The sequence below is a fragment of the Accumulibacter sp. genome (genome assembly GCF_016789985.1).
Lineage (GTDB): Bacteria > Pseudomonadota > Gammaproteobacteria > Burkholderiales > Rhodocyclaceae > Accumulibacter.
In genome coordinates, this window is record NZ_JAEUOL010000120.1 from 1 (window position 1) to 13,383 (window position 13,383).

The 13,383-nt window shown below is 63.6% G+C and carries 8 protein-coding genes and 1 pseudogene; 2 read left to right on the forward strand and 7 right to left on the reverse strand.

Annotated elements, in window-relative coordinates:
• Positions 1–883: 883 nt before the first annotated feature.
• From JNK99_RS06995 to JNK99_RS07015, 5 genes are read right to left on the reverse strand one after another with little or no spacing between them, the layout of a single operon-like run.
• Positions 884–2,359, reverse strand: a complete 1,476-nt coding sequence (locus JNK99_RS06995; RefSeq protein ID WP_291850630.1) for a hypothetical protein — start codon at positions 2,357–2,359, stop codon at positions 884–886.
• A gap of 10 nt (positions 2,360–2,369) precedes the next feature.
• Complete coding sequence (locus JNK99_RS07000; RefSeq protein ID WP_291850633.1) at positions 2,370–3,890, reverse strand: c-type cytochrome; 1,521 nt, start codon at positions 3,888–3,890, stop codon at positions 2,370–2,372.
• Between the two features lie 42 nt (positions 3,891–3,932).
• Positions 3,933–6,149: a hypothetical protein gene (locus JNK99_RS07005; protein WP_291850635.1), complete on the reverse strand. Its 2,217-nt coding sequence runs from the start codon at positions 6,147–6,149 to the stop codon at positions 3,933–3,935.
• Positions 6,150–6,176: 27 nt separating this feature from the next.
• On the reverse strand, positions 6,177–7,061 hold the full coding sequence (locus JNK99_RS07010; RefSeq protein ID WP_291850647.1) for a hypothetical protein: 885 nt from the start codon (positions 7,059–7,061) through the stop codon (positions 6,177–6,179).
• A 20-nt stretch (positions 7,062–7,081) separates the two neighbouring features.
• On the reverse strand, positions 7,082–9,694 hold the full coding sequence (locus tag JNK99_RS07015; RefSeq protein ID WP_291850638.1) for a cytochrome c: 2,613 nt from the start codon (positions 9,692–9,694) through the stop codon (positions 7,082–7,084).
• 337 nt (positions 9,695–10,031) lie between these two features.
• Here JNK99_RS07015 and JNK99_RS07020 point away from each other — a divergent pair, with 337 nt between their 5' ends.
• Both JNK99_RS07020 and JNK99_RS07025 read left to right on the forward strand, forming a co-directional pair.
• Entirely contained in the window at positions 10,032–12,023 is a 1,992-nt protein-coding gene (locus tag JNK99_RS07020; protein WP_291850640.1) for a UvrD-helicase domain-containing protein, read from the forward strand.
• A gap of 151 nt (positions 12,024–12,174) precedes the next feature.
• Positions 12,175–12,492, forward strand: a complete 318-nt coding sequence (locus JNK99_RS07025; RefSeq protein ID WP_291850642.1) for a hypothetical protein — start codon at positions 12,175–12,177, stop codon at positions 12,490–12,492.
• An 87-nt stretch (positions 12,493–12,579) separates the two neighbouring features.
• On the opposite strand, the gene JNK99_RS07030 is transcribed toward JNK99_RS07025, so the two are convergent.
• Positions 12,580–13,035 carry a c-type cytochrome gene (locus tag JNK99_RS07030; protein ID WP_291850644.1) on the reverse strand — a complete coding sequence of 152 codons (456 nt, stop codon included), beginning with the start codon at positions 13,033–13,035 and terminating at the stop codon, positions 12,580–12,582.
• A 138-nt stretch (positions 13,036–13,173) separates the two neighbouring features.
• A pseudogene (locus JNK99_RS07035) lies at positions 13,174–13,383 on the reverse strand (hypothetical protein); the annotation flags it as partial.

The window sequence follows — 13,383 nt, forward strand, 5'->3', positions numbered from 1 at the left end:
GGGATACAGGCCGGCTGGCTTCGCGCCGCGTTGCCGAGCCGCCCTCCGCTCTTCGGGCGCTACGCGCCCTCATCGCTGCGGGCAACTCGGCAACGCCTTTCCAGCTCGAAGGAAATTTACAGAAAGCATGTTGCACTAACAGCCCGAATGTCTGCTCCCGGCCGGTTGTACGCACCCGCCATCCGCTCCGAGGGCTGCCCTTCGTTGTTCCGCTGGACAATCAGACTCCAATCAACGACGAAGGAGTCTGTCATGAAAGCCATCCAGCACCGGGAAACCCTGGAGCCAAGGCAAACTGATCGGCCCGCAGCCGTGGCTCGACACGCCCGAAGTGCGTCTGCCCCCCGATCGGGAGTCGGACGGGGATCCTGCGTCCTCCCGCGGCGGCAAGTCGTCGCGTTGCCCCCGCAGGTCGTGGTTCGCAAGGTCGATCATCGACCATCGGAACGACGACTTCATGCTTCCTCTACCACGAAGTCGTCGCATCGAGCTCCGATTTCATCTTTGCGAAGCACGACGCCATTCCGGCGAACTCCGGTTTCGTGGTCGGGAAGGTCGATCATCGTGCCTCGGAACTACGAGGTCGTAGCTCCTGGCGACGACCGGGTAGCGTCGAGATCCGACTTTCCGGCTCCACGGCACGACGCCGTCCCTCCGGACTCCGACGTCGAGGCTTCGATGATCGGGCCTCGCCACCAGGCTTTCGCCTCGCCACGCTCCGAAGCCGCGCGGCAGCCGGCGCCGTGGATCGGCACGCAAGGTCAGGGAAAGTGGGTGGCGTGAAACTCGCTTCCTGGAAAACGAAAAACCGAGGGAAGCTCAGGCTGGACGCTTGCGTTTGGTCCGCTCACCTCCGGAGGAACTGGCGACGAGACGTGTTTCCTCACAAGGTCTTCAGATACTCGACCAAGGCTTCCTTCTCCAACGCCGACAACCCCGTGCCGAATTCGTGTCCCTGGTTGCCGCCACCGCGGCTGCCGGTATCGAGCCGCGTGCCGACGCGCTTCGCCTCCGGCGTGTCGTTGACGAAACCGCCCTTCTTCTGGTCGTAAACGTCGTAGCCGCGCCAGAAAACCCGGGGGCGATTGGCCACCGGCTCGAGCAGATCACGCAGCGTCGGTACCGAGCCATTATGCAGGTAGGGCGCTTTCAGCCAGATGCCATCGAGGAAGGCAGCGACGTAGCCTTGCAGGTCTTCCTCGACCAGGCCGCGACGGTCGAGCCCCATCTCCCTGACCACCTGGTTGGCCTTGATCGCAGCGCCTTTGTTCCAGGAGTCGAGGCGGCCGCGGTCGGTGCCGATTTCGGCGAGCGGCAACGGCCGGCCGGTCAGTTCGCTGGCGTGGCAGCGTGCGCAGTGGGCGGCGAAAAGCGGCTTGCCGGCATCGGCTCTGGCGCGGTCGATGGGAAAGGGATAGGGTGGCGCGGGTAGCTGCGTCAGATAAGTGTGCAGCCATTTCACCTGGCCAAGAAAATCCTCCTTGTTCGCCGGCGCCGCGCCGAGCAGGCCGAGCGCCGAGTCCATGATCACCGAGTAGGCATCGTTGCTGTCGCCCGCATAGTTCATCCGGTGTCCCCTGGCCCAGTCGTATTTCTTCAGATTCCACACCGAAGGCATGTCGGTCGGGCCGAAGGTGTCGTCCATCGGCGCGCGGATCATGAAGTACTTGGTCAGATTCATCGCGTCGTCTCGCCCGCGGCCCCAGTCGGGAAAATCGGGGCGGTAGATCCAGGCGAACTGCGCTTCGCGTTCGAGCAGGCGCTGCCTGGTGATCGGGATGATGAAGAAGCGGTAGAGCAGTTTGTCGATCGGGTCGAGCTCGGTGACGCGGTTGATCTCGGCCATCAGGATGTCGGCGTTGAAGCGCGGATCCTTGGCGCAATCGATCAGGTAGCGGAAAAATGCCTCGACGTTGGTGGTGTGCGCCGGGCCGCCAACGACGAGGACCGGGTTGGTTTCAGCCGAGACGCGATAGCTTGTGGTGTGGCAGACGGCGCAATTGTTGGCGACACGGGGGAAACCGATCGTCTTCTTGGTGAACCCGACCGGCAACTCCTGACCCTGCTCCCACGGCACGCCGAGCGCGGCGTAACCACCCGGGGCGACCTTGCCGTCCTGGAGCAGCTTGTCGGGGAAAATGCGCGGCAGAACATAGAAAATCCAGTATGGCACGCCGGCGTCGTGCTCGGCACCGATCGATCCGTATTTGAAGCGCATCTCCGGCGTGGCGCTTGTCCAGGCGGGCTGCGAATGTTCGCGGAAACCGCGGTCATAGCCGATCATCGCACCGAGAATGCCGACGACGACGGCGAAGAAGACGAGGCCTTTGACCCAGGGCTTGCAGGCGCAGCTAATCATCGTGACATCCTCAGAAGGTTTTCAGGAATTCGACCAGCGCGTTCTTGTCGGCGGCGGACAGCTCGGTGCCGTATGCCTTGCCCTCATGGCCCGCGTTACTGTTGCCGGGAAGTGCGGTATCCAGACGGAAGAACTGGCGTCCGCCGGCCTGTGGCTGGTCGGAAACGAAGCCGACCCTGAGCGGGTCATAAACGTCATTGCCGCGATAGAAGACCGCCGGGCGTCTGGTCGCCGGTTCAAGCAGATCGCGCAGGCTGGGAACCGATCCGTTGTGCAGGTAGGGGGCGCGCAGCCAGAGACCGTCGAGCGGCATGTTGGCATAGCCGTGCGTCTTGCGGAAATGGGTGAAGCGCCACGGGTAACCCGCATAGAGGGTCGCCTGATTGACCGCCAGGGTGTACGTATAGGAATCGAGCCGGCGACGGTCGGTACCGATCGCCGCCAGCGGCGTCACCTGGCCGACGTACTCACCGCTGAAATCGCTGCCCGAAGCGCCGTGGCAAGCCGCGCAGTACTCCTTGTAAAGTGGCGCACCACGTGCCGCCAGCGCCTGGTCGACCGGAAAGAAGCGGCTGAACGCGGGCGGCGTTACATCCATGATCCAGTCCTCGACACGCCGGATGCGCGCGATGTCGATGGTCGGCGGCGTCGTCCCGGTGCCGAAGGCGGCGCTCTTGTTGCGCTCCTCGACGGTGGTGTTGTTGCCATCCCAGTGCAGTTGCATTTCGTGCGGCTCCTTCCGCTGGCGCTGTCGCCAGAGCGAGGGAAAGTCGGCCGGCGCATCGAATTCCTTTGGATCGAGGTGAGACATCGGGAAGTTGAAGATCACTTTCGCCGAGTTGAAGGTGTCTACACGGCCCGGACCCCACTCGTGCTGCTTGAAGACCCAGTCGAAACGCCCGGCCAGCGCCAGGACACGATCGCGCATGATGGCAATCGCCACCGGATAGACGAGCAGACGGTCGAGCAGGTCGAGCCGTCCACCCTGGCGCTCGATCTCGGGCAGGAGGTACTCCTTCGAGAACTTCGGATCGGCGGCACACCGAAAGAAGAATTTCTCGAAACCTTTCATGTTGAAGGTTGCAGCCGGCATGCCGAGAACGATCTGCGGCAACTGGTCAGGGGCGGTGCGCACGGTACTCGTGTGGCAAACCGCGCAATTGACGAAGACGCGGTCGATTCCCTGGTAACGCCGCCGCGAGGTACCGATCGGCACGTCCTTGTCGCTGCCGTCCGGATTCTTCTCGAAGATCATGCCGAGCGACTGGTAACCCTTGCCCGGCAGGTATTGCGGGCAGACCTCGGGAAGCGCACGCCAGATCCAGTACGGGAAGCCCATTTCGTGTTCGCCGCCGGTCGATCCGTACTTGAAGTGCTCGACCGGGCTGTCGTAGTCGACCGGCACGTCTTCCCCGAAGCGGCGCAGCAGCCACAGGGCGACCAGGGTCGGGATGAGCACGGTGACCACGAAGAGAATCAGGAAACGCCGTTTCCACGGGTTGTCGGCCGGCAGGGTCTGGTCGTCGTTCATCGTTCGCTCTCCGCTTGCTGTTGTAATCTCGTTCGATGCCCTTCACTGGACCGGCAGGCAAGGGCGCAGTGCCTCGTAGCCCGCCGCCAGCAGTCGCTCAAGTTGCGGCGCCTGACCGGTTTCGGCACGCAGCCATTCGGCGACCTGCGCCAGCAGCGCGCCGCGCTCCGGGCTGTCGCGCCAGTGCCGGGAGTCGGTGCCGAAAGCCGGCAACAGACTCTCCGGCGGCATCGGAGTTTTCGTTCGGCGTTCCGGTGCTTCGTCGGCCATCGCCAAGCGCACGTACAGACGCGGCGCGCAGTGACGCAGTTTGCTCGCCACCTGATCGGGAGTGCCCTGCAGGAAGTTGGGCGGAAACGTCTCGGCGCTCAGGTGGCAAGCCGCGCAGTAGGGTTGGAAGCGGCGGGCTGCAGCATCGCTGCCATCGGTTGCCACAGTCGTTGTCTGCAGCGTCCCCGGGGCGACCGCCGGCACTTCCAGTTGTGGCGGCGGCAAGGCTTCTGCCGCCTGGCAGCAGGGAGGGGGAAGCGGCGCGCCGAGTTCGGCAAACAGTGCGGCGAACAGCTTCTGCCGCGGCAAGGGCGACGGGCCGAAAAGGCTTGTGGCGGCCTGACTGGCGACCAGCCGGTCGATGGCCTGCTGCACGATGGCGAAATCACGGCGCAGACGCAGTGTCAGCGCACCGACCTGGCTGCCCGCCGCTCGTTCGAGCTCGAGCGCGATGATCGCGTCACCGGCGGCGGTGCGTAACTCCTGACTGCCCGGCACCGTGGCATGTGGTCGCAGCGTCATGCGCCGCGCGCCGGTCGCACGCGCCGACCGCACGGCAGCCTCCACGTTCAGCTCGACTCCATTGAGCGCCGTTCCGCCGGGCAGCGTCAGGCGCGTCAGGTGTCCGGTGGCCGGCCGCCCGGCACGCACGGTCAGGATGCTTTCGAGCGTCGCCCCGCCCGCAGCCGTACAATGCAGCGACCAGCGCGAGGCGCTGGTGTTCTCTTCGATCCGGCAGGGCAGCCTTGTTTCGCTGGTTGCCGCCCGGCCCGAGCGCGCCAGCCAGGCGACCAGACGTTGCTGATCAGGAGCCGCGACGAACTCCGCCAGACCACTGATCAGCGGCCGCAGGGCATCCGGCGCTTCGGCTCGCCAGATCTCGCGCGCCTTGCGCGGCAGCAACGGGTCGAAGCTGGCGTCGATGTGCGACATGGCAATGCGCCCGGCACGCTCGACCGGCCACGGGGTGTCACCATGCAGCGGGTTGCGGTTCGGCAGGTCCGGATTGCCAACCGCCAGGCCAGCCGGCCAGCGACGCTGCGCTTCGGCGCGCAGCGGCCGGCTGACCGCCTCGGCGAAAGCCGGATCCGCCGTCCAGCTTTGCCCACCCGACAGCGCATGGCGCAGAGCGGCCGCGAACAAGCCGGCGCGGCAACGCTGCGCCGTGGCATCCGTGGAACCACAGCCTTCACGCCACACCCGCTGGGTCAGCGCTAGGCCATTGGCGCGTTCGGTCGCATTATCGATGGTGTAGGGGACATCGACTCCGCGCCTGACCTCGATGCCGTAGAAGTTGCGGCCGGTGGCCAGCAACTGGGCCGCCACGCGCGGGTTGGCGTTGGTCTCGTCCCACAGTGCACGGGCAAAAATCGGCGAGCCGTTCTGGTGACAGGCAAAGCAAAGCATCCGGTTGGCGTAAAAGACACGTGGCTTGCCGCCAGCGCGGTAGTCCTTCACCAACTGGAATTCGAAACGGCCAGCCTCCTCGTTGTAGCTGATCACTTCGAGGACGGCCGATCTTTCCTGATAGCCGAGGTACAGCCGATCCTTGAGCAATGGCGCCGTGCCCGACGCTGGCGGGCTGTCGACGGCGACAACGACACGCGGAAAAACGAAGTAGTCGGGCGCCGCGGCCGTTCTCTGCAACGATCGTCCGAGCGGAATCAGCACACGCTTGGCAGGCGGCAGCGGGCTTGCCGGGTCGCCCTGCAGTTGCGCATCGAGACGCGCCAGCAGCGCAGCGAAAGGGAACGGGAGATCGATTGCCGCCGCGTTGCCCCGCTTGACGGCAAACAACTGATCGAACAGCGAACGCCCCCGGCCAGGCAGATTTTCGCCGGGTGCCGACGGGTCAACGACCGGCTGCGGCACGGACACTTCAGCCGCCCTGGCCCCGGACAGCCCCCCCACCCCTCCGGCGAGACCCACCAAGGTCGACGCGAGCACCGCCAGCGGCGCTCGCCATCGCTTGCTTCGACGCGCACTCATCAAGCGCTTCCACGATCGTCGCGGCGCTCAGGATTTCGCCGCGACGACGGCGCGCACCTGCGTTCCCGGCCAGCAATCTTCCTGCACCATGCCGGTCCTGACAAAATCGTCGCGCGCCTTGTCGTCGGTGGCCTTGTCGTAAAGCGTGAAGTTGAGCGCGAAACCACGGTCGAGATAAGCCCGCCCGAGATAGAGGCCCGGCCGGATCATGCGGATTTCGTCGCGCACGCGCAGACCTCGGCGGCCGGCAAGATAATCCGGCTTCTCCTGATAACCGGGAATCTCATCGCTGAAGAAATAGTCGATGATGATCGATTCGCGGCGTGCATCGAGCAGGCTCTGCCCACAATACAACTTGGCCGGGAACAGCAGCCAGGTCTCCTTGCCGCCATAGCTCATCTTTTTCGGATCACCGTCGACCAGACCAGCCTTTTTCAACAGCGACAAGTCCTCGATGCGGTTGCGCAGCACCCGTTCGTCACGAAAGAATACTTTGCCACGCCAAAGGGTCTCGCCCACATCCTCGACCACCAACCCCTTGAGATGCAGCGCCGTACCGGCAAAACCGCCAACGATCTCGGACAGCCGGAACTTGCCGCTGCCGCCACGCGGCAGAAGAATGCGGCCATCGAAGGCACCGTCGGGAATCGGACCGGCCGTCAGACGAGCGTAGATCTGGTCGAGTTGCTCCTGGTCCAGCGTGGCAAGGTAATCCGGAGTGACTTTCGCCAGTTCGACGGCGGCGATCGGATACTTGTAATCCACCTGCGCCAGGTCCATTTTCGATTGGTGACTCTTGTCGTACGGCGCGAAAGCAATGCGCGGCGGCTCCGGCTTGCCACACGAGGCCAGTGAGAAGGTGGCGAGAGCAATCAGGCCGGCGTGCAGAAGTGCGGTGAAGCGCGTTCTCATCTGGGTCACCCTCCCGTTTCCTAGAGCGTCGCAAGGAAGGCGGTGAGTGCCTTCTTGTCCGCCATTGAGAGGTCCTCGCCGAAGCGATGGCCCTCGTTCTCGATTTCTTGTGTACAGGTCTGATAGTTGGCGCTGATGAAATCGCGCCGCTCGCGCAGGATGTCGACGAAACGCGTCGGGTTCTTGAGGATCTCGTCAGCCATCGCCTGCAAGGCCGGCACCTGCTCCTTCCTGCCGGCGGCCTCGAGTTTCGCCGGATCACGCTTGGCGAGGAAAAGGTCGCCAATCAACTGCTTGTGCGCAAGCCCGTTGAGAAAACCGGCACTCGTCCCGGCCGGAATCCTGACCTGGCCGACGCCGAGGAGGGCTTGTTCGGACTTGCCGTCTACCGGACGCAGGCCGACGTCGATCAGCAGGTCGGCATTGGTCAAGGTCCGCTTGACCCCGCGTTCCGGCGGATTGAGAAGCTCGAACATCGAGCGCTTGTAGAGTTCGAAACGACCTTCGACACTCGGATCGTAGCGCAGGCAATCGGGTTGCCGGGCGAGCAGCTTGCCGCTGGCGTCGACGTAGCGGGCGCGGTGGAAGTCGTTCGCCTGATTGGCCGGTTTGCCACAGATTTCGGGTCCGATGGCATTGTTATGCATGAACGGAGCCGTTGCCCAGACATTGACCAGCGAGATGTTGCGGTAATAGCCACGACCACCGTCCTTGAGTTCGTTGCGCTCGGGGATGTCGGCGACCATGGGCTGCCGGCGCAGCGTATCGGAAGCGTACTCCATGTACAAATGCCCGGCCTTGTGGTTCGAATGCAGGGCCCGACAGCGGAAGGTACCGACCTCGGTCACCGCTGTCGGCTGGTCGTTGCCCAGAAAATCGGCCCGCAGCTTGCGCGGATGCTGCTCGTTGACGACAGCAAAGTCTCGATTCCTGAACGGCCCCCCCGCGCTCTCCGGGATGCTCGAATGGCACCGTGCACAGTTCTCGGCGAAAACGACCTGCCCGCGACCGACGGCACCCTTGCCGAACTCCTTCTCCAGGTCGGCGACGAGATCGGCGCGCGCGTAGCCGGCGGCCGGATCGACGGTCTTGCGGGCGTTGGCGCGGGCGACCTGCAGGTCGGTCTGGTCCGATTCGGCCGAGGCGAAAAAATCGAGCAGATTCTGCAGACGATCCTCGATCGCCCGGAAGTTCGGGCAATCGCGTCGGCATTGGCCGATATTGAACGGCGTCTGCCCGAAGCCGCGCTGCTCGGGATCGACCTGCCGCATGTCGGAGAAGTGGTTGACCCAGCACTGTTCGGAGCACGAACCGATGTTGAAATAGACACGCTGAATCGCTTCGAGTGCACCAATCGAATCCTCGCCGCCTTTCAGGATATGGTGAACTCCGGGCAGGACGACCTTCTGACCGCCGAGATTGACCAGCGTCGTATCGTCATCCCGCGTGCTCTTCTGCCAGCATTTGCCGTTGCGACCGGGCTCGCACCAACACTTGTCGTCGTCCTTTTCATCACCACAGGAAGCGGTCTTGCGCCACTTGGTCACGCTCTCGCCCTTGAAGACCGGACGCTGCGCAACGTTGATCAAGGCGTTGATCGTCCCCGGGTTGTTGATCTGGTCATGCGAGATCGCCGAGGTGTCGGTCACTCCCGGGCGAGCGTGGGCAAACATCTGGTACTCCAGGCTGCTGATCGGCATTCCCGAGCCCAGCAGTTCCGACATCCGCGTGTATTGGTTGCCGACCAGTCCCTTGATGTTCTCCCATTTCGGGCGCGCCGGATCGGCTGGCGGGTTGAGCGGATCGAAAGCGATATGGCAGGAGCCGCAGGAAGTACCGATCAGAAACGGGGGTTCCACCGAGGCATCGGCCAGCCTGCTCACCCTCTGGTCTGATTCGATCCCTGTGCTGGCAGCCAGCGGGCGGCTGTAGCCGCTCCAGTCAGCCAGACTGCCGTTGACCTGTTGCCACCTGGCTGCGTCAAAACGCGGGTTGGGGAACTTGCGGATTCCGAGTGCGCCGGTCGAGGTGCCGAATTTTAGGTCACAGGCCGAGTGGCGCTGGTCGCTCTTGCCGCCCTGGCTGTGCGGGTCGTCGACGTCAAGTGGTGCATCCTTCAAACCACAGGCCGGGTCCACGTAACCGCTCTTGCCGACGTAGCGAAGCAGCACGTCGTCGCCCGGGCACCAGTCGAAACCATAGGTTTCCTCTGGCGACTTCGCCGGGCAATCGGGATCGCCCGGCTTGCAGCAGGCCGGATCATTGATGATGCCCCAGGCCCAGAAACGATCCTGCCGCTGATCAGCGCGCAAAACGCGGAACCAGTCCACGAGAACACCAATCCGTTGCTGGAAAGTATAGGTATGAAAGCGGTCGTTGCCGGCCGTCGCCTTGAACCAGATCAGCCGCCCGATGCACTCGGACTCGTTCAAACCCTCACGTGCACATGCCTCGTGGTAGGGCGCATCCTGGTCAACGACCGACGCTTCGGGGAGCGTTTGTGCCGAAGCGGCAACAGCAACCGCCGGGGCGTTCTCGGCATGCGCGTCGGCAACGGGCCGCTCGTGCAACAGAATGAATCCGGTGCCGGCCATGACGGAAACCGCGAAGGCAGCGAGCAGAGCAGGTTTCATGCTTTCCCTCCTGATGTACAAGCACGTCCGAAACGAGCAACGTCTGGGAACCCTTCTTTCTTGGCCGCGGCGCACCCCCCAGATGACGCAGACGTGCAGGTAGGATACCGGAGCACGCCGCCACGGTTCCATAGAGTTGATGAATGCCGTTTGCTCCCAAACAACGGCTGATGACCACCCGCTCCCGATCGCGGTGCAGGCGCCTGCCGTGCCAAGACAAACTGGGGAAGCGCACGATCTGCCGCGAGATCGGCGCCCGACCCAGACGCCGGGCGCCGGGCGCGCCGGACAGCGACCGTGTGCTAGAATCGCGGCCCGATTCAGCCCCCCCGCCGAGATGTCCGTTCTCAACCTTCAGCAACGCGAAGCGATCCGATACCTCGATGGTCCGCTGCTGGTCCTGGCCGGTGCCGGCTCGGGCAAGACACGGGTGATCACCGAGAAGATCGCCTACCTGATCGGGTCCTGCGGCCTGAGCCCGAGCAATATCGCGGCCATCACCTTTACCAACAGGGCGGCACGGGAGATGCAGGAAAGGGTTGGCAAGCTGCTGGCTGGTCGGCCGGCCGCCGGTCTGACGATTTCCACCTTTCACTCGCTCGGCGTGCGAATCTTGCGCGAAGAAGCGGCGGCCATGGGTTATAAGCCAAGCTTCTCGATTCTCGACTCAGCGGACTGTTTCGGCATCCTTGCCGAACTCGCCGGCAGCGTGGACAAGACGGCGGTCAAGAAGCTGCAGTGGCTGATCTCGAACTGGAAGAGTGCTCTTGTCTCGCCCGACGAGGCGCACAAGGGCGCCAGCAATGACAGCGAGACGCTCGCCGCGAAGGTGTTCGCGAACTATGCAGCAACTCTACGGGCGTATCAGGCGGTCGATTTTGATGATCTGATCGCAATTCCCGTAGCGCTCTTCGAAAGCCAGCAGGCGGTACGCGAGAGGTGGCAAGACCGCCTGCGCTATCTGCTGATCGATGAATACCAGGATACCAATGCTGGCCAGTACGCCCTCCTCAGACTGCTGAGCGGCACACGCGCCGCGTTCACCGCGGTCGGCGACGATGACCAGGCCATCTATGGCTGGCGAGGGGCGGACATGGCCAACCTGCGTGGTCTGCCACGCGACTATCCAAACCTCAAACTGATCAAGCTTGAGCAGAACTACCGTTCGACGGTGCGCATTCTCAAAGCGGCCAACACCCTGATCGCGCACAACGACAAGCTGTTCGACAAGAGACTATGGTCAGACCTCGGGCACGGTGACCCGATCACCGTAAGCGCCTGCCCCGACAAGGACAAGGAAGCGGAGTCGGTGGTCATGAAGTTGCAGGCCCACCGTTTTGAGCATCAGGGCTGCTTCAGCGACTACGCAATCCTGTACCGCGGCAACTTCCAGGCGCGCGCCGTCGAACAGTTCCTGCGTAACCAGCGCATTCCCTATCAGATCTCCGGTGGCCAGTCCTTCTTCGAGCGCACGGAGATCAAGGACATCATGTCCTACCTGCGCCTGCTGGCCAATGCGAACGACGATCCGGCGTTCATTCGCGCAGTCAGCACACCGCGGCGCGGTGTTGGTGGCAGCACGCTCCAGGCACTCGGCAACTATGCCGGCGAGCGTCACGTGTCCCTATTTGCTGCGGCTGGCGAACAGGGTTTCGCCCAGCGGATTCAGGCCCGCCAGCTCTCTCCCCTGCTCGATTTCTGCGAGTTCATCCAGCGCATGCAGATCCGCGCCGGCCGGGAGCCGGCAGCGCCGGTTATTGCCGACCTCTTGGCTGCAGTCGCCTACGAGGACTGGTTGAACGAACAGGATGAAACCCGCGTCGCCCGGGTCAAATGGGACAACGTCGGCGAGTTCTGCGGCTGGTTGAGCCGCAAGGGCGACGAGGAGGAAAAAACCTTGATCGACCTGACTCAGGACATCGCTCTGATCAACATGCTCGAGCGCAGCGAAACAACCGTAGATGCCGTCCGGTTGTCGACCCTGCATGCCGCCAAGGGACTGGAGTTCAAACATGTCTTTCTGATCGGCGTCGAAGAAGGAGTCCTCCCTCACCGTGAAGCGCAGGCGGCAGACCGCCTCGAGGAAGAGCGCCGCCTGATGTACGTCGGGATCACTCGGGCACAGCGTTCGCTGCACCTCAGCTACTCCGAAAAACGCCAGCAGGGCCGGGAAACGATCCCCTGTGAGGCCTCGCGTTTCATTGCCGAAATGGGCAGCGCAGACCTGCGCTTCTCCGGTGGCAAGGCGTCAGCCATGCCGGACAAGGCCGCCAATGCCGAGCGCCTGGCAACGCTCAAGGCGATGCTTGGCAGGACGAAACAAGCGTAGAGCAACACCGGGTCATCGCGCGTTACAGCCCGTTACTCAACTGATGACATCGCGTTGGCGACTCGCCGCGTTGATTCCTGCAAGGCCGCACGAAAACATCAGAGATCACCGGGGCGGCCGAGCAAACCCCAATCAACTCAAGGAGATCATCATGTTCAAGAACATCATCGCCATCGCCGTTGCCACCACTTTCGGTACCGCCGTCTTCGCGCAAGGCACTGCCAGCAGCCCAGCCAAGCCGGTCGAAGCCAGCAAACCGGCGGCCACCGCGCAGGTGGCCGCAGCGCCAAACGCACCAGTGGCGACTGCCCCGGCCACCACAGCCACGGCCACGGCCAAACCGGAAGTGATGCCAACCGAGAGCAAAGCGCCCGCCAAGCCCAAAGCCAAGCAGGTCAAAACCGCTCCGGCTACCGCCACCGCGACCCCGGCCGCGACAACCGGCGTAGCCACACCGCCCGCCAAGTAGAGGTCGGCACCAAGCTCCAAACTGCCGGGATCGCATGAAAAAGGAGGCCTCAGGCCTCCTTTCTTCTTGCTGCGAGGGAACTTGTGACTACTTGGCGAGACCGACGAGGTACTCCACTGCTCCCTTGATCTCGCCGTCGGTCAGGTCGGCCGCGCCGCCTTTCGGAGGCATCGCGCCCTTGCCATTGGTAACGCTCTTGACCAATGCCGTGGTTCCTGTCGCAATGCGCGGCGCCCAGGCTGCCTTGTCGCCCGCCTTCGGCGCACCGGCCGCGCCACTGGCATGACATGCCATGCACACCGACTGATAGACCGCCGCACCGTCACGTGGCTTGCCGTCGGACTTGGCCGCCGTCGCCTTGGCCAACTCCAGCTTGGCCACCGGCTGGATACGCGCATCTGCGTCGTCAGAACTGCCGGTCTTGACGCTTCCCTTACCAATCAGTGAGAGAGGCCAGATGACGACGATCAGGACGATCGCAATGACGATGGTGGTCACGAGAATCAACCGGGAGGAGTATTGCGAGTATTGCTGTTGAGCCATGCCAAAATCCTTAGTGGTCTGCGCGTTAACGGCGCAATTGTACCGCCGTTTTGCGCCACCCAAAAGTACTGCACTGGAGTGTCAATCCAAAGCACAGATGTCCGCTTTCCTGCCAAGCAGAAATGTCCGGTAGGCGCGTCATGGCAGAGCGGAATTCCGCTCTGCCATGACGCGGGCGGCGGCCGGGGAGAAAGGCAGGCGCCAGGAGTGCCGGGCAGAAGGCTTGACCGGTAGCGGGCGGGCCTGAACGACCTTGGCATCGACCACCGGTGCCTGGGGTCGAGCCGCCAGCAGTTCGTGGGCAAGCACTTGGCCGTTGTGGAGGACCTCCAGGGCGCCGTTCAAGTG

What these genes read in the sequence shown, in the direction of transcription:
- JNK99_RS06995 (WP_291850630.1), bottom strand. Translation starts at nt 2,359, where the DNA reads ATGATTAGCTGCGCCTGCAAGCCCTGGGTCAAAGGCCTCGTCTTCTTC.
- JNK99_RS07000 (WP_291850633.1), bottom strand. Translation starts at nt 3,890, where the DNA reads ATGAACGACGACCAGACCCTGCCGGCCGACAACCCGTGGAAACGGCGT.
- JNK99_RS07005 (WP_291850635.1), bottom strand. Translation starts at nt 6,149, where the DNA reads ATGAGTGCGCGTCGAAGCAAGCGATGGCGAGCGCCGCTGGCGGTGCTC.
- JNK99_RS07010 (WP_291850647.1), bottom strand. Translation starts at nt 7,061, where the DNA reads ATGAGAACGCGCTTCACCGCACTTCTGCACGCCGGCCTGATTGCTCTC.
- JNK99_RS07015 (WP_291850638.1), bottom strand. Translation starts at nt 9,694, where the DNA reads ATGAAACCTGCTCTGCTCGCTGCCTTCGCGGTTTCCGTCATGGCCGGC.
- JNK99_RS07020 (WP_291850640.1), top strand. Translation starts at nt 10,032, where the DNA reads ATGTCCGTTCTCAACCTTCAGCAACGCGAAGCGATCCGATACCTCGAT.
- JNK99_RS07025 (WP_291850642.1), top strand. Translation starts at nt 12,175, where the DNA reads ATGTTCAAGAACATCATCGCCATCGCCGTTGCCACCACTTTCGGTACC.
- JNK99_RS07030 (WP_291850644.1), bottom strand. Translation starts at nt 13,035, where the DNA reads ATGGCTCAACAGCAATACTCGCAATACTCCTCCCGGTTGATTCTCGTG.